Annotated in this window: 14 protein-coding genes and 1 pseudogene; 7 read left to right on the forward strand and 8 right to left on the reverse strand. The window is 75.2% G+C overall.

Going from position 1 to position 15966, the window contains the following annotated elements; translation table 11 throughout:
• Position 1: 1 nt before the first annotated feature.
• From ABZU32_RS25990 to ABZU32_RS26005, 4 genes are read left to right on the forward strand one after another with little or no spacing between them, the layout of a single operon-like run.
• Positions 2-967 carry a sugar ABC transporter permease gene (locus tag ABZU32_RS25990; protein WP_354925980.1) on the forward strand — a complete coding sequence of 322 codons (966 nt, stop codon included), beginning with the start codon at positions 2-4 and terminating at the stop codon, positions 965-967.
• The gene (locus tag ABZU32_RS25995; protein WP_354852860.1) at positions 964-1851 is read left to right on the forward strand and encodes a carbohydrate ABC transporter permease; all 888 of its coding nucleotides are present in this window, start codon (positions 964-966) and stop codon (positions 1849-1851) included. The genes ABZU32_RS25990 and ABZU32_RS25995 overlap by 4 nt, the downstream gene beginning before the upstream one ends.
• Entirely contained in the window at positions 1851-3125 is a 1275-nt protein-coding gene (locus ABZU32_RS26000) for a 6-phospho-beta-glucosidase (protein ID WP_354925982.1), read from the forward strand. The genes ABZU32_RS25995 and ABZU32_RS26000 overlap by 1 nt, the downstream gene beginning before the upstream one ends.
• Positions 3122-4129, forward strand: coding sequence for a BadF/BadG/BcrA/BcrD ATPase family protein (locus ABZU32_RS26005; protein ID WP_354925984.1), 1008 nt, complete (start codon positions 3122-3124; stop codon positions 4127-4129). The genes ABZU32_RS26000 and ABZU32_RS26005 overlap by 4 nt, the downstream gene beginning before the upstream one ends.
• 8 nt (positions 4130-4137) lie before the next feature.
• Here the strand turns inward: ABZU32_RS26005 and ABZU32_RS26010 are convergent, their stop codons facing one another.
• From ABZU32_RS26010 to ABZU32_RS26030, 5 genes and pseudogenes are all read right to left on the reverse strand, one after another.
• Entirely contained in the window at positions 4138-5145 is a 1008-nt protein-coding gene (locus tag ABZU32_RS26010) for a LysR family transcriptional regulator (protein WP_354852855.1), read from the reverse strand.
• A gap of 206 nt (positions 5146-5351) precedes the next feature.
• Positions 5352-6407, reverse strand: a complete 1056-nt coding sequence (locus ABZU32_RS26015; RefSeq protein ID WP_354925986.1) for an amidohydrolase family protein — start codon at positions 6405-6407, stop codon at positions 5352-5354.
• Positions 6408-6566: 159 nt separating this feature from the next.
• Positions 6567-6770: pseudogene (locus tag ABZU32_RS26020) on the reverse strand (alpha/beta fold hydrolase); the annotation flags it as partial.
• 49 nt (positions 6771-6819) lie between these two features.
• Positions 6820-7275: an Lrp/AsnC family transcriptional regulator gene (locus tag ABZU32_RS26025; RefSeq protein WP_354925988.1), complete on the reverse strand. Its 456-nt coding sequence runs from the start codon at positions 7273-7275 to the stop codon at positions 6820-6822.
• Positions 7276-7395: 120 nt separating this feature from the next.
• On the reverse strand, positions 7396-7995 hold the full coding sequence (locus tag ABZU32_RS26030) for a TetR/AcrR family transcriptional regulator (RefSeq protein ID WP_354925990.1): 600 nt from the start codon (positions 7993-7995) through the stop codon (positions 7396-7398).
• Between the two features lie 70 nt (positions 7996-8065).
• Between ABZU32_RS26030 and ABZU32_RS26035 the strand changes: the two genes are divergently transcribed.
• The gene (locus ABZU32_RS26035; protein WP_354925992.1) at positions 8066-8890 is read left to right on the forward strand and encodes a class I SAM-dependent methyltransferase; all 825 of its coding nucleotides are present in this window, start codon (positions 8066-8068) and stop codon (positions 8888-8890) included.
• 100 nt (positions 8891-8990) lie between these two features.
• Here the strand turns inward: ABZU32_RS26035 and ABZU32_RS26040 are convergent, their stop codons facing one another.
• Complete coding sequence (locus tag ABZU32_RS26040; protein ID WP_354925994.1) at positions 8991-9371, reverse strand: hypothetical protein; 381 nt, start codon at positions 9369-9371, stop codon at positions 8991-8993.
• A gap of 211 nt (positions 9372-9582) precedes the next feature.
• Between ABZU32_RS26040 and ABZU32_RS26045 the strand changes: the two genes are divergently transcribed.
• Positions 9583-11238, forward strand: a complete 1656-nt coding sequence (locus tag ABZU32_RS26045; RefSeq protein ID WP_354925996.1) for an AAA family ATPase — start codon at positions 9583-9585, stop codon at positions 11236-11238.
• A gap of 90 nt (positions 11239-11328) precedes the next feature.
• On the opposite strand, the gene ABZU32_RS26050 is transcribed toward ABZU32_RS26045, so the two are convergent.
• Together ABZU32_RS26050 and lanL are read right to left on the reverse strand one after the other, a co-directional pair.
• A complete protein-coding gene (locus ABZU32_RS26050; protein ID WP_354852844.1) occupies positions 11329-11466 on the reverse strand; it encodes a hypothetical protein in 138 nt (45 codons plus the stop codon).
• A gap of 196 nt (positions 11467-11662) precedes the next feature.
• Complete coding sequence (lanL, locus tag ABZU32_RS26055) at positions 11663-14530, reverse strand: class IV lanthionine synthetase LanL (protein WP_354925998.1); 2868 nt, start codon at positions 14528-14530, stop codon at positions 11663-11665.
• A gap of 527 nt (positions 14531-15057) precedes the next feature.
• Here lanL and ABZU32_RS26060 point away from each other — a divergent pair.
• Positions 15058-15966: a serine hydrolase gene (locus tag ABZU32_RS26060; RefSeq protein ID WP_354926000.1), complete on the forward strand. Its 909-nt coding sequence runs from the start codon at positions 15058-15060 to the stop codon at positions 15964-15966.

A 15966-nucleotide genomic window follows, 5' to 3' on the forward strand; every position in this document is an offset into this window, starting at 1 on the left:
GATGGCGACGACGACGCTCGGGCGCCGCGGGAACGCGGCGCCCGTCCCGGCCCGGTCCCCGCGGCGCCGCCGCGGCCTGGTGGCCCTGCTGTTCCTGTCGCCCTGGCTGGTGGGCTTCGGGCTGTTCTTCGCCTACCCGCTGCTGGCGACCGTCTACTTCTCCTTCCAGCGGTACGACCTGTTCAGCCTGGAACCGGTGGGGCTGCTGAACTACCGGTACTTCCTGCGGGACGAGGCCGCCTGGACCGCCATCAGGAACACGCTGTGGCTGGTCGCGGTGATGGTGCCGCTGCGGGTGGCGTTCGGCCTGGGCGTCGCCCAGCTCATCACCCGGCTCAAGGCCGGGGCCGGCTTCTTCCGCACCGTGTTCTACCTGCCCTCGCTGGTGCCGCTGGTCGCCGGGACGCTGGGGTTCGTGTACCTGCTCAACCCGGCGAGCGGACCGGTGGCGGCGGCGTTGTCGGCGCTCGGCCTGCCCTCCCCCGACTGGTTCGGCGACCCGGCGTGGGCCAAGCCCGGCCTCACCCTGCTGGCCCTGTGGTCGGTCGGCGACCTGATGGTCATCTTCCTGGCGGCGCTGCTGGACGTGCCCAAGCAGCTGTACGAGGCCGCCGCGCTGGACGGCGCCGGCGCCTGGCAGCAGTTCGCCCACGTCACCCTGCCGGTGATCCGCCCGGTGCTGATGTTCGCCGCGGTCACCGGGGTCATCCAGACGCTGCAGTACTTCACGCAGGCGATGGTGGCGGCGCGGGTGGCCTCGGGAGGCACCGACTCGGCCGGGACGGTCTTCGTCCCCGGCTACCCCGACCAGTCCACCCTCACCTTCCCCGAATGGCTCTTCCACCAGGGTTTCCGCGACTTCGCCATGGGCTACGCCTGCGTGCTGGCGCTCATCCTGTTCGCGGTCTCCATGGTGTTCACCCTGATCCTGCTGCGCCAGTTCCGCGGCATCGAGGAGGAGGCATGACCCTCACCGCGGCTCCCGCCCCGCCCGCCGGGCGCGCCCGGCCTCGCGTCCCGCGCGGCCACCGGCGGCGCGTCGCGCTCGGCTGGATCGCCACCCACGCGCTCGCCATCGCCCTGGCGATCATGTTCATCGGCCCGCTGGTGTTCATCGCCCTGACCGCGGTGATGACCGACCACCAGGCGCTCACCTCGCGGCTGTGGCCCGACCACTTCGAGTGGGGCAACTTCGCCGACATCTTCCGGCGGGCGCCGCTGCTCACCTGGATCGGCAACACGCTGCTGTACGCGATCCTGGCCACGGTGTTCATGCTGGTGTCGTCCATCCCGGTCGCCTACGCGCTGGCGCGGCTGCGCTTCCCGGGGCGCAGGCTGGCGTTCCTGCTGGTCATCACCACGATGATGTTGCCTCCGCAGGTGGTGGCGGTGCCGATCTACATCCTGTGGGCGCGCTTCCACCTGACCGGGACGCTGTGGCCTCTCATCCTGCCCATGCTGCTCGGCGACGCGTTCTCCATCTTCCTGCTGCGGCAGTTCCTGGTGACCATCCCCCGGGAGTACTCCGACGCGGCGCGGGTGGACGGGTGCGGGGAGCTGCGCACGCTGGTGCGGGTCATCCTGCCCATGGCGCGGCCCGCGATCGCCGCGGTGGCGCTGTTCCAGTTCTTCTATTGCTGGAACGACTACTACGGTCCCCTGCTGTACGCCGGGACCGAACCCTCGAACTGGACGCTGTCGCTGGGACTGGCATCCTTCAAAGCCGTGCACCACACACAGTGGAACCTCACCATGGCCGCCACCCTGCTGGCCATGGCACCGGTGATCATCGTGTTCTTCTTCGCCCAGAAGGCCTTCATCGAGGGCGTCAAGCTGACGGGAGTCAAGTGATGAAACTGGCCGTTGTCGGGGGCGGCTCGACCTACACGCCCGAGCTGATCGACGGCTTCGCGCGCCTGCGCGACGAGCTTCCCATCTCCGAGATCGTCCTGGTGGACCCCGACGAGCGGCGGCTCGCGCTGGTGTCGGCGATGGCGTCGAGGATGCTGCGCAGGGCCGGCCACCCGGCCGTCGTCTCCACGGCCGCCACCGTGGACCAGGGCGCGGCGGGGGCGCAGGCCGTGCTGCTGCAACTGCGGGTGGGCGGGCAGGCCGCCCGCGACGTGGACGAGACGCTGCCGCCGGCCTGCGGCTGCGTCGGGCAGGAGACCACCGGCGCGGGCGGGCTGGCCAAGGCGCTGCGCACCGTCCCGGTGGTGCTGGACATCGCCGAACGCGTCGCCAAGGTGGCGCCCGACGCCTGGATCGTGGACTTCACCAACCCGGTCGGCATCGTCACCCGGGCGCTGCTGCAGGCCGGGCACCGGGCCATCGGCCTGTGCAACGTGGCCATCGGGTTCCAGCGGCGCTTCGCCGCCCACCTCGGCGTCGCCCCCGAGCGGGTCTCGCTCGGCCACGTCGGGCTCAACCACCTCACCTGGGAACGTTCCGTCCACGTGGACGGCCGGGACGTCCTGCCGGAGCTGCTGGCCGACCACGGTGAGGAGATCGCCGCCGACATCGGCCTGCCCGCGCCGCTGATCCGGCGGCTCGGCGTCGTGCCGTCGTACTACCTGCGCTACTTCTACGAGCACGACGCCGTGGTGGCCGAGCAGCTCGGCAAGCCCTCCCGCGCGGCCGAGGTGGCCGCCCTGGAGGAGTCGCTGCTGCGCATGTACGCCGACCCCGCCGTGGACACCAAGCCCGAGCTGCTCGCCAGGCGCGGTGGCGCCTTCTACTCCGAGGCGGCGGTGGCCCTGATCGCCTCGCTGGCCGGCGACCGGGGCGACGTGCAGGTGGTCAACCTCCGCAACGACGGCACGCTGCCCTTCCTGCCCGACGACGCGGTGATCGAGGTCCCCGCGCGGGTCGGCTCCTCCGGCGCCACCGCCCTGCCGGTCGCCCCGGTCGAGCCGCTGTACGCCGGGCTGATCGCGCACGTCACCGCCTACGAGGCGCTGGCGCTGGAAGCCGCCCTGCACGGCGGCGCCGACCGGGTCGCCGACGCGCTGCTCGCCCACCCGCTGGTCGGGCAGGCGTCCCTGTCGGCCGACCTGGCCGCCCGGCTGGTCGCCGCCAACCGCGCCTTCCTGCCCTGGGCCGGCGACGGGGCGGTGCCCGCGTGAGGACGGTCCTGGCCGTCGACGGCGGCAACAGCAAGACCGACGTCGCCCTGGTGGCCGAGGACGGCACCGTCCTGGCCACCGGCAGGGGCGGCCCGTTCGTCCCGCAGAGCGCGGGCGTGGCCGCCGCGATCGACGTGCTCGGCCACACCGCGCGGCTGACCCTCGGCCCGCAGGCGGAGCCGCCGTACGCCGACCTGGTGGCGGCGTACGTGGCCGGGGCCGACCTGCCCGTGGAGGAGGACCTGCTCCACGACGAGATCATGGCCCGCGGGTACGGCCGGCGGGCCGTGGTCGGCAACGACACCTTCGCGCTGCTGCGGGCCGGCACCTCCCGGCCGTGGGGCGCCGCGGTGGTGTGCGGCGCCGGCATCAACGCGGTCGCGGTCGCCCCTGACGGCCGGGTCGCCCGCTACCCGGCCCTCGGCAGGATCAGCGGCGACTGGGGCGGCGGCCTGGGCCTGGGCGAGGAGGTGCTGTGGCACGCCGTGCGCGCCGAGGACGGCCGGGGCCCGGCGACCGCCCTGCTCGACGTCGTGCGCGGGTTCTTCGGCGTGCGGCTGGCCGAGGAGGTCACGATCGCCCTGCACTTCGGCGAGCTGCGGGCCGACCGGCTCCACGGGCTGGTGCCCGAACTGCTGGCGGCCGCGGCCGCCGGAGACGCGGTCGCCCGCGACGTGGTGGAACGCCAGGCCGACGAGGTCGCCGTGATGGGCGTGGCCGCGATGCGCCGCCTCGGCATGCTCGACGACCCGTGCGAGGTGGTACTGGGCGGCGGCGTGCTCACCTCGCGCGACCCGCTGCTGACCGCGCTGGTCGAGGAGCGGTACACCGCGCAGGCGCCCCGGGCGGCGCTGATGGTGGCCGCGCTGCCGCCCATCGCGGGGGCCGCGCTGCTCGGCCTGGACCGCCTCGGCGCCGGGCCGGAGGCCGCCGACCGGCTCAGGGACGCCTTCGCCGGCGCCCCCGGCGGCCGTCCGGCGCCCACCGCCGCACCATCGGCCTGACGGCTCGGTCAGGCCAGGCGGGCGCGCACCTCGGTCAAAAGCCGGCGGAACCAGGCGTGCCCGGGATCGGCGTCGTGCACCGGGTGCCACCAGAAGGCCTCGACCAGCGGGACCGCCTCGAACGGGCATTCCAGGACGCGCACGTCCAGCGCGTCGGCCACGACGGCGGCGAGCCTTTCCTGCATGAGGGCGATGGCGCCGGTGTCACACACCAGCCGCGGCATGGCCAGGAAGGACTCGGCGACCGCGATCACGCGCAGCCGCACGCCGAGCAGTTCCATCTGCCGCCACGGGGCCGCCCTGCCCATCGGGTCGTTGAAGGTCGTGACCCAGGGCAGGGCGTCCAGGTCGGCCATGGTCAGCCGGTCGCCCACCACCGGGTTGGCGGTGGAGACGACGCAGACCCACCGGTCGCGGAACAGGTCCATTCTGCGCGGCAGGTCGAGGTAGCCGTGCGGCATGAGCACGCCGTCGGAGGTGCGGTAGAAGTCGGGGTCGCGGGAGAAGGCCTCGGGCGTCGCCGGCTCGAAGCGGACCGAGGCGTTCGGCGCCCGCCGCTCCAGCACCCCGATCAGGTGCCGGCCGGCCACGCTCAGGCCGTAGTCGGAGGACACGACGGTGAAGGTGCGCCCCGACCTGGCCGGGTCGAACTCCGCCTGGGCGGAGAACACCCGGTCCACGGCCGAGACGGCGACGGCGGCCAGCGGGCACAGGTGCCGGGCGAAGGGGGTCAGCTCGTAGTGGTTGCCCACCCGGGTGAGCAGTTCGTCGTGGAAGTGGCGGCGCAGCCGGGCCAGCGCCGCCGACAGGGTGGGCTGGGTTCGCCCGAGCCTGAGCGCGGCCCCGGTCACCGTGCGCTCGGTCAGCAGCGCGTGCAGCGCCTGGAGGTGGACGTTGTCCAGGCCGTGCGGATGGGCCCGCGCCTCCCCCGGCCCGTCCGGCGGCCAGGCCCTCGGACCGGCGCCGGCCGGCGGGGACGCACCCCGCGCGGGGCGGCCCGGCTGCTTGGTGCCCACGTCAGCACCCTACGCGTCCCCCGAGATGGCGCTCGACGCCGGTGCCGGGTCTCCGCGCGGCCCCGTCCTGGGGGGCACCACCGCCGGGACATGGGGGCCGTCCTGGCGCCCGCCGCCATCCCCGCCTCCCCGCCGTCCCCGCCGTCCCCGCCGTCCGCGCGGACCGTCCGCGCGGGCCCTCCGCGCGAGCCGGGGGCGGCGCCGCGCTACCCGGGCGGCCAGGCGGCAGGCAGCAGGCTCAGGTCCGCGGCGTTCCCCCCTCTGATGGCGTTCGCGGCGACCGGGTCGGGCACCGCTTCGTGCACGCGCCGCACCGGATCCTCGACGCCCATGTCGAACGGGTAGTCCGAGCCGAGCAGGACCCGGCCGACGCCGACGGCGCGGACGAGGGCGACGAGCGCCTCAGGGGCGTGCACGACGGTGTCGTAGTACAGGCGGCGCAGGTAACAGCTCGGCAGGTGCCGGCACGTCCGCGCCTCGGGCCGGACGAGCCAGGCGTGGTCGAGGCGGCCGGCGAAGGCGGGCAGGTAGCCGCCGCCGTGGGCGGCGACGAACCGGAGCGCGGGATGGCGGTCGAGCACGCCGGAGAAGATCAGGTGGGAGAGCGCGACGACGTGCTCCACCGGCTGGCCCACGCTGTTGGACAGGTACCAGCGGTCCAGGCGGGCGTCCAGCGAGCATCCCCACGGGTGCAGGAAGATCACGGCGTCGAGCTCCTCGGCGCGCCGCCACAGCGGCTCCAGCCGGGGGTCCGACAGTTCGGTCGGCGGGCCGCCGCCCGGGCCGGTGGCGTGCGAGGTGATCTCGACGCCGCGCAGGCCGCAGCGCACGACGGCGTCCTCCAGCGCGGCCAGGGCCACCTCGGGGTGCCGGATGGGCGCGACGCCCAGGCCGCACAGCCGCTCGGGCAGGCCGGCGCAGTGGGTGGCGACCCCTTCGTTGGTGGCCTGCGCGATGGCCCAGGCGAGGCTCGGGCCGGCCCACGGGTGGTAGAGGTGCGGGGCGACCGAGACGACCTGGGCGTCCACACCCGCCGCGGACATCGCGGCGGCGCGGGCGCCGAGATCGGTCAGCCGTTCCCTGCACTCGTCGAACCGGCGGTCGCTGACCCGCGCCGACTCCGGTCCGAGCCGCGCCCGTTCCAGTTCCTCGTAGGCCACCAGAGCGGGGCGGCCATCGGCGAGCGCGTGGACCTCGGGCAGCCAGACATGTGCGTGGACGTCCACCGTCGGGCAGGCGCCGTTGCTGGTTCCGGAAGGCATGTCCGCCTCTCATGACGGCGACTCTTGCTCACCATCCTGAGCAGCAGAACAGGACAAAGCAACACAATTCCGACGATAGACACATAGAAGGCGTCTATCCCGCCCCCACCGAAGGCTTGTCCAGCCTGCTCCCGCATCAGGGCTTCGGCGTCGCCGGCCTCATCCCCCGGCTTCACCCGCGACGAATGCCGCGGCGAGCCGGGCGTACTCTTCGGGCTCCTCGGCGTGGACGAAATGCCCGGCGCCGTCGAAGCGGCGGAACGTCCCGCTCGGGACACGCTCTCGGAACAGGCGTATCTCCTCCGGGCCGGTCACCGGATCATGGCCGCCCTTGATCAGCAGGGCAGGCTGGGTGAGCCGTTCGCGGGGCGGACACTCCCCGGCACGACCGGCCTTGCGCGGCGGTCGGCGTTCAGGGGGCGCCGGTGGTGAGGTCGGGGGTGCGGTGCTCGTAGGGGGTGCTGAGCACGATGGTGGTGCGGGTGGAGACGTTGGCCGACGCCCGGATCTGCTGCAGGAGGTGCTCCAGCGCGTTCGGCGACTGCACGCGCACCTTGAGGATGTAGCTCTCGTCACCGGCGACGCTGTGACAGGCCTCGATGGCGGTCAGGTGCTCGAGCTTCTCGGGCGCGTCGTCGGGAGCGGAGGGGTCGATCGGTTTGATCGACACGAAGGCGGTGAGCGGCAGCCCGACCGCGTCGTGATCGACCAGGGCCGCGTACCCGCGGATGACGCCGCGTTTCTCCAGCCTGCGCACCCGCTGGTGCACGGCGGACACCGACAGGCCGGTCTCCTTGGCGAGGTCGGTGAAGCTCATGCGGCCGTCCACGGCCAGCAGCATCACGATTCGGCGATCGATCTCCTCCACTCCGTAAACGGTAGCGCCCCATGAGCCCGTTTCGTCATCTAACCGGTTACGTCATGGTTCCAACCGACCTCCCTACGTGGCCGCGAACCGGCGCGCCCCGTCGGCGCGTCGATCGGCGGCCTACCGCAGGGGGTTTCGGGCGACGCCGGTGACGATCGCGGCGACCACCTTGTGCACGGCCCCCGCCTCGGGCGGGACGCCCGTGCGGTCGGCGAACATCAGGTGCCCGGTGCCGATCAGCATGGCGGCGAGGGTGTCCACGTCGGCGTCGGCCGCGACGCGGCCGAGCTCGCGCTCGGCGGCGAGATAGGAGCCGATCATGATCGCGGCCTCGGTCAGCACGGGGACGCCGGCCGGCCAGGCCTCGCGCAGCCGGTCGCGGAGCTCGTCGCGGGAGCCGACCAGGCCGACGACGGCCACCGCCACCGACTCGAACAGGGCCGTGAGCGCGGCGGTGAGGTTGCCGGCGACGGTGCCGGTGCCCGCGGCCTCGCGCAGGGCGGCCGTCTGGCCGTCGATGAGGCCGACGCGGTCCAGGACGAACTCGGCGAGGAAGCCGTCGAAGTCGGCGAAGTGCCGGTGCAGGACGCCTTTGGCGCAGCCCGCCTCCGTGGTGACCGCCCTGCTGGTCAGCGCGCTCGGCCCGTCCCGGAGCAGGACGCGCTCCGCGGCGTCGAACAGCTGTTTGCGCGCGTCGCGGATGTGCACGCCCGTCGGCACCGCACATCCCTCCTTCCACGGCCGGTCCCGCCCGATTGATAAGTGGGCAAGCGCCCACTATGGTGGGCGCATGCCCACTCTACCGCCGGCGGAGGCCTCCCCTCCCCCGTCCGAGCCGCACCACGCCCGGCAGATCGCCGAGTCGTTCGGCGTGGACGCCGAACGCTACGACCGGGCGCGTCCCCGCTACCCCGAGGCCATGGTCCGGCGGATCGTCGCCGGCAGTCCCGGCCCCGACGTCCTGGACGTCGGGATCGGGACCGGCATAGCCGCCCGGCAGTTCGAGGCCGCCGGCTGCCGGGTGCTCGGGGTCGAGCCCGACGAGCGGATGGCCGGCTTCGCGCGGCGCGGAGGCCTGGAGGTCGAGGTGGCGACGTTCGAGGCATGGCAGGCCGCCGGCCGGGCCTTCGACGCGGTCATCGCCGGGCAGGCCTGGCACTGGGTCGACCCGGTCGCCGGCGCGGCGAAGGCCGCCCAGGTGCTGCGCCCCGGCGGGCGGCTGGCGGTGTTCTGGAACGTCTACCAGCCCGAGCCCGAGATCGGCGAGGCGTTCGCCGCGGTGTACCGGCGGGTCCTGCCCGACGCGCCCATCCCTCAGAGCGGGGCGTCGGACGCGGACCCGTACTCGGCGCTCAGCGCCAAGGCGGAGGACGGCGTCCGGCAGGCGGGCGCGTTCGGCGAACCGGAGCGGTGGCGGTTCGACTGGGAACAGCCCTACACCCGCGACGAATGGCTGGACCAGGTGCCGACCACCGGCCTGCACACCCGACTGCCGTCCGACACGCTGCGGGAGGTGCTCGACGGCATCGGCGCCGCGATCGACGCGGTGGGCGGCGGTTTCGTGATGCGCTTCGCCACGGTGGTGGTCACCGCGGCGCGCACCGGCGCCCTCTGACTCCACTCGGCGCCCCATGACAGCGCCCCGTGACAGCGCCCCGTGACAGCGCCCCGTGACAGCGCCCCGTGACCCGGCGCGACGTGAATCCCTCCGTCGGTCAGCGGCGGCGGCCGATCCAGAGCTTCTCGGAGATGTGGCAGATCCGGTGGCGCTTCCTGCAGATGGCCGCCTGGGCCGGAGAGTGGCCGACCACGCTCGCGTTGGACACGTGCTGGACGCCCCGCATGTAGGTGGGGCTGTGGACCTGCGCGTAGCTGTAGTTGTGCCGGCCGTTGCCGATCACGATGGGCCCGCGGTCACCGGTGGCGGCGATGGCGCGCGCCTCACGGGGAACGGCCGCGGCGCCAGCGGGGGCCGTCGTCCCGGCCGCGGCGGCCGACAGCGCGACCACGAGCACGGCGCGCGCCGGCCACCGCGCGCCGGGGAACCCCCGGTCGGACGGGCCGGGAGCATGGCGGCGGTCCAGGGCGTTGCGCACCTTGCCTCCCCAGGTCGCTCGCCGGCCGTCCGGTCGGATCCGGCGCCGGCGTCCCTCCGCCCATACCCGGCCGACGCTCCCCGATCTCCCCGGGGACGGGGCGCCGCACAGAAGATTGCCGCCTGTTTGCCATCGCCCGCCCGCTCCTCGCGTCAGGGCTCGGGGCGGGGGAAGGCTCCCTGAGGGGACAGGCCCGGGGGGAAGGTCGGCGATGGGCGCGTGGGCGCAGGTCACAGAGACGCACTCGGGCGTCGTGGTACTGCTCGGAGACCGGGCGTACAAGATGAAGAAGCCGGTGCGCTTCGGGTTCCTGGACTTCACCGACCGGGAGGCCCGGCGGGCCGCCTGCCAGGAGGAGGTGGCGCTCAACCGGCGGCTGGCCCCCGACGTCTACGAGGGCGTCGCCGACGTGATCGGCCCGGACGGCCGGCCCTGTGAGCACCTGATCGTGATGCGGCGCATGCCCGCCGAGCGCCGCCTGGCCCTCCTGGCCCGCTCCGGCGCGCCGGTGGGCGAGCACCTGCGGCGCATCGCCCGCCAGGTGGCGAGCCTGCACGCCCGGGCCCGCCGCGGCCCGGAGATCGACCGGGAGGGCGGCGGCCGGGCGCTGCGGGCCCGCTGGACGGCGAGCCTCGCCGAGGTCCGCGAGCTGCACAGCGGCCCAGGCGAAACCGGCGAACCCGCCGAACCCGCCGAACCCGCCGAACCCGCCGAACCCGCCGAACCCGCCGAACCCGGCCAGCATGGCGACCCCCGCGAACATGGCGAACTCGGCGAACATGGCCGATCGGGCTGGTCCGGTGAGCCCGGCGGTCCGGGAAGCCCCGTCGGCGCCGCGGCGCTCGGCGTGATCGAGCGGCTCGCGCTGCGCTTCGTCGACGGCCGCGAGCCGCTGTTTCGCGCGCGCGTCGAGCAGGGCCGCATCGTGGACGGGCACGGCGACCTGCTGGCCGAGGACATCTTCTGCCTGGACGACGGGCCGCGCATCCTGGACTGCCTGGAGTTCGACGAGCGGCTGCGCTTCGTCGACGGGCTGGACGACGCCGCGTTCCTCGCCATGGACCTCGAGCGGCTCGGCGCGCCCGGCGAGGCCGTCGCGTTCCTGGACCGCTACGCCGAGTTCTCCGGCGACCCCTCCCCGCCGTGCCTGGTGCACCACTATGTGGCCTACCGGGCGTTCGTCCGCGCCAAGGTGGCCTGCCTGCGGCACGGGCAGGGCGGCACGGGGGCGGCGCGCGAGGCCGGCGAGCTGGCCGAGCTGGCGCTGCGCCACCTGCGGGCCGGCGCGGTGACGCTGGTCCTGGTGGGCGGGCCGCCCGGGACGGGGAAGTCGGCGCTGGCGGGCGCCGTGGCCGACCGCCTCGGGTACACGCTGCTGAGCAGCGACCGCGTCCGCAAGGAGATGGCGGGCCTGGCGCCGCAGACCCGTGCCACTGCCCCCTTCGAGGAGGGCATCTACCGGCCCGAGTGGACCGAGCGCACCTACGGCGAGCTGCTGTCGCGGGCGGAGCGGCTGCTCGGCCTCGGTGAGCCGGTGGTCCTGGACGCCTCCTGGACCGGCGCCGCGCACCGGTCGGACGCCGAGCGGGTCGCCCGGCGCACCTTCACCGACCTGGTGGCGCTGCGCTGCGCGGCGCCGGCGCGGGTGGTGGCCGAGAGGCTGGCCCGCCGCACCGCGGGCGTCTCGGACGCCGGCCAGGCCGTCTCCGAGGCCATGGCGGCCAGGACCCCGCCGTGGCCGGGCGCCGTGGAGATCGACACGGGCGGCGCCGTGGAGGACGCCCTGGACCAGGCGCTCGGCGCCCTTCGGCCGCCCTGCGCCCCCGCGGCTCCCCGTTTCCCCCGCCCCCGCCTGGAGCCCGGCTGATCGGCGGCGCAGGCCGCCGGCCGACGGCGCAGGCCGCTGACCGGCGCGCAGGCGGCACGGGCGGGCGGCCGCCGGCGGTCCGCGCCGTGTTCACCACGTCCACTCGCAGGCCGTGTCGTACATGCAGGTGTCCTCGCCGGGCCACCGGCCGGTGGGCGGCATGGCATGCATGGCGGGCATGGCCGCGGGCAGGGCCTGCAACGCCCGGACGTCGGTCTCCGTCGTCACCGTCGTCGCCTCCTTCGGATCGTAGCCGCGGCCGCCGTCGCCGTGGACGTGCTCGCCGTTGTGCCGTCGTGCGCGTCGTCCCGCGCGATCGGTCCACCTCCTCCGATGTCCGCTGTTGCGCCGGGGCATGGTCCCGCCCCGCCCAGGGCCGCGCTCGGCCGGGACCGCTGGGCGCGGAGGATCAGCGCGCGGATGATCAGCGGGCGGCGGGACCCGGCCCGGCGAGGACCTCCGGCAGCCACATGCGCGGCCCGCCGTCGCGCAGCCGCAGCAGCAGGGCCACCACGCCTGACAGGCCCACGTTGAAGCCGGCGGCCATCTCGGCGTCCTGGTCGCCGGGGACGACCATGCGCCCGTCCCGCAGGGCGTGCCGAAGGCCGATCGCGGCGGCCAGGTCCAGGGCCCATCGCCGGTGCCGCCCGCCGCCGCCCATCTCGGCCAGGTCCAGCAGGAACTCGGCGTCGCCGGACAGGCCGTGGCACTGACCGGCGCCCGCGTGCCACCGGGAGCGGTGGACGGCGACGGCGGCGCCGCGCGCCAGGTCCAGCAGGGCCTCCTCGCCGGTCTCGCGCCACATCCGCACCAGGAACGTGCCGACGCCCGAGGAGCCGCTGCACCAGTGCGTCAGCGGCCGGTCGTCGCCCTCGCCGCCCGGCCAGTAGGCGGCGTCCCGCTCGACGCGGGCCGCCCGGACGAGCGTGCCGGCCGCCTCGGCCGCCAGCTCCACGTAGGCCGGCTCGCGCAGCGCCCGTCCCGCGGCGAGCAGGAAGGCGGCGTTGCCGGCGACGCCGTGGGCGAAGCCGTAGTGGACCAGGCCGGCCAGGGTGGAGGCGAAGTCGCGCGGGATCGGCCACAGCAGCCGCCCGTCCGCGCGCGTGGCCGCGCCGGAGACCGACGCGGCGGCCTCGCGGGCCCGGTCCAGGAAGACCTCGCGGCCGGTGACCTCCCAGAAGCGCAGCTGGGTCAGGCCCGCGCCGGAGGTCCCGTGGCAGACGTCGGGGTTGGGCCAGCGCAGCGGGACGCGCAGCGCCAGGTCGGCGGCCAGCCGTTCGAGGTCGTCGTCGCCGAGCGCCCGGCCGGCCTCCAGCAGGGCCCAGGCGGTGCCGGAGCGGCCGAAGTACAGTCCGGGCAGCATGCGGGGTTCCCGCGGCACCCCGCGGCGGATCCATCCGGCCGCCGCGGCCACGGCCTCGCGCAGCGCCGGGTCCGGCCGGCCCCGGTACGCCCGTACCAAGACGCCCAGCACGCCGGCGGCGCCGTGCTGGACGTTGAACGGGTCGGCCGACCCGCCGAAGCCTCCGGCCGGCCACAGCCGTTCCCCGGCCGAGGTGTCCATGGAGGCGACCAGATGCGCGAGCCCGTCGTCCAGCAACCGCCCGAGGCCGCCGCCGCGGTCCCCGTCTTCTTGCTCCTTCTGCGCGTAAGACCGAGAGGCGCCCGCGGCCCCCGCCCGGCCGCCGGACAGGTCCGGCGGGCCGGGCGGGACGGACAGGGCGCGACGGACCTCGGCGAGACCGGGGCGGCGGTCGGGGTCCTCGTGCAGGAGGGCGAGGATGAGCGGCGCCAGGCGGGCGGCGGCGGGATTGCCCCGGGACGCGTGGGCGAGCCACGCCCCGAGGCGCTCGCGCAGCGGCCGTCCCGGCGGGTCGTCGGCGGGCAGGCGGGGGTCGGCGCCGGTGACCAGGTGGAACAGCGTCGCCCCCAGCCCGTGAAGATCCACCGACTGGGCGGGAGCGGGGCCGAACCCGGTGCGCGTCCCCTGCTCGGGGGCGCCGTAACCCGGGGTGCAGGCCCGCATCACCGGCTCGCCCGGCCGGGCGAGCAGTTCCAGGTCGATGAGCCGCAGCCCGCCGTCCCCGGCGACCATCACGTTGCCGGGGTTGAAGTCCTGGAGCACCAGGCCGCGGGCGTGGACGAGCGCCACCAGTCCGGTCAGCTCGGCGGCGACGCGCAGGGCCCGCCCCGGCGGCGGACCCCAGGAGCCGTCCTGGCCGCGGGCCGTCTCCGCGTGGATCGCGCGCACCCATTCGCGCAGGGTGACCCCGGCGATCGCCTCCTGGACCAGGAACAGGTCGCCCTGCTGCTCGAACAGGCCGCCGGTGAGCGGGGTGATCCCGGACGGCTCCAGCAGCTCCAGCATGGCCGCCTCGTGCCGCAGGGCGTCGCGGACGTCCAGGCCGCCCGGAGTCGAGCCCACGTGCCTGCGGGCCTGCTTGATGATCACCGCCGATCCGGTGCGCTCGTCGACGGCCTGGAACACCCCGCCCTTGAGCGCGTGGCGCACGGCCCCGTGGACGACGTACCGGCCGCCCAGGAGCACCGCCTCGACGGCGCCGCCGTCCCCTGCCCGCGCCTCCCCCGGCCCCGGCGGCCCGGACGACCCGGACGGACCGGACGACCCGGACGGACCGGGCGGCGGGGCGAGGTCGGCGGCGAAGGGGTCACGCGGCGCCCAGGACGGCGCGGCGTACCAGGGCCTGCGCTCGTCCAGGACGTACGACCCGTCCGGGGCGACCAGCATCGCCACGCGCGAGCCGTCGTTGCCGAGCCTCACCCGGCCGCGGTGGGCCCCGTACCGGTAGTGCACCAGGCTGCCGGGCCGGTAGGGGCGGTCGGAGAGGATCACCGGCCCCGGCAGGCCCTCGGTCGCGCGGTGCAGTTCCTCGGCCAGGGCGCGCAGGCGCTCGTCGTCGGCGTCGGGGTAGGCGGTGATGAACTTGCCGCCCGCGGCGCGGTCGTACCGCGGTGAGGTCAGCTCGGCCACCCGATCGAGGGTGCCGGCGAACTTGAACGGGCAGCCGTGCCGCGCGAGCACGGCGGCGGCCCTGGCCAGCACCAGCGGGGCCGACAGCGGAGTCGCCGACAGGTGCAGTTTCCATCCCTGCGCCAGGGACCCGCCGGCGCCTCGCACCGAGCACCAGAACGCGCCGGGCTCGACGCGCCGGCCGTCCGCGCCCTGCCGTTCCAGCACCGCCCGCACGACGTCCACCAGGATCGTGTCCCCCGCGGGGTCGCCGGGCGCCGGCGCGGCGTCCGCGCCGCTCCCCGGCGGCCGGGCGTTCACCGCGTCTCACCCTGCGAGGCACGGTGAACGCACCGCGGCGGGAATGCTCGGGCGACGTCCCCCGTCACGTGCGCCGGGCGGCGAGAAGCGCCCATCATGGACCCCCGTTCTCAAGCGCGCGGCCACCACGGGCTTGCCCGCACCGTGGTCGAGGCCGTCCCCACGACTCCGCCGGCGGCACCCGCAGACCTGTTCCCCGTGCCGCGGGCCCCGCCGCACCCCATGCAACGCCCCCGGCCGGGCTCTGTCTGCGTACTAATACCGGCACGCCGCCCTGTTTCCACGGCGTCGGAAGGCCGGAAGGCTCCGGGGGGCCCAGGAGAACATCTGCGGGGTGCGCGGACCGGCGATGACGCGCGGCCACCGCCGCCGGTGCACGACGAGGAGCGCGCCGAACGGCCATACCGGCCTCTGACCTGGTAAAACCCTGGGCCGGATGTCCTAAAGGCCGCTCAAACCACTCGCCCCGACATGGCAGCCTGAGGCTCGTGCGTAATCGGAACGTAATCGCAGGCATATGCGCGGCCATGTTCGCCCTGGTCGGCGGCGTTTCCACTCCCGCCATCGCCCGGCCCGCGCCCCCGGCCACCGTCCTGGCCACCGGGACGACCGCCGCGGGTGGATCGGTCCTCTCCGCCGCCGTACCCGTGGCGCTCCCCGCCGCCGCGCGCCGGGCGCCGGAGGTCTACGGGCGCGCCACCTTCCTGCTCGACGCCTCCTCCGGCAAGGCGCTGCTCGACGAGAACGCCGCCGACCGGCTGCCGATCGCGAGCCTGACCAAGGTCATGACCGCCTACGTCGTCCTTCGCGAGGCCAAGCTCACCGACGTCGTCCAGGTCACCGGCGCGGACGTGAGCCACGCCGACGACAACGGCGGCACGAGCGCCGACCTGCGCCCCGGCGACCGGGTCCCGGTGGGCGAGCTGCTGTACGGCCTGATGCTGCCCTCGGGCGCCGACGCCGCCCACGCGCTGGCCCGCACCTACGGCCCCGGCGTCGAGGGGTTCGTCGCCAAGATGAACGCCACCGCCCGCGGGCTCGGACTGGCCGACACCCGGTACGTCAACCCCGACGGGCTGCCGATGTCCGGCGGCGACGGCTACTCCACCGCGCGCGACCAGGCGCGCCTCGCCGCGGCGGCGCTGCGCGACGCGACCTTCCGCGAGGTCACCTCGACCGAGACCCACTCGGTGGACGCGACGGACGGCCACGGGGCCTACACCTGGACCAACACCAACCACCTGCTCGGCGACCCGGGCGTGCTCGGCGTCAAGACCGGTTTCACCAACGCGGCCGGCTACTGCCTGACCTTCGCCGCCGACCGCGACGGCCGCCGCCTGGTCGGGGTCATCCTCGGCGAGGACGTCTCCAGCCGCCGCTTCTCCACCGCCGAGTCCCTCCTGGACTGGGCCGCGGACGACTCCACCTCGTCCTGA

The organism is Sphaerisporangium sp. NPDC005288, from assembly GCF_040607475.1.
Classification (GTDB): domain Bacteria; phylum Actinomycetota; class Actinomycetes; order Streptosporangiales; family Streptosporangiaceae; genus Sphaerisporangium; species Sphaerisporangium rhizosphaerae.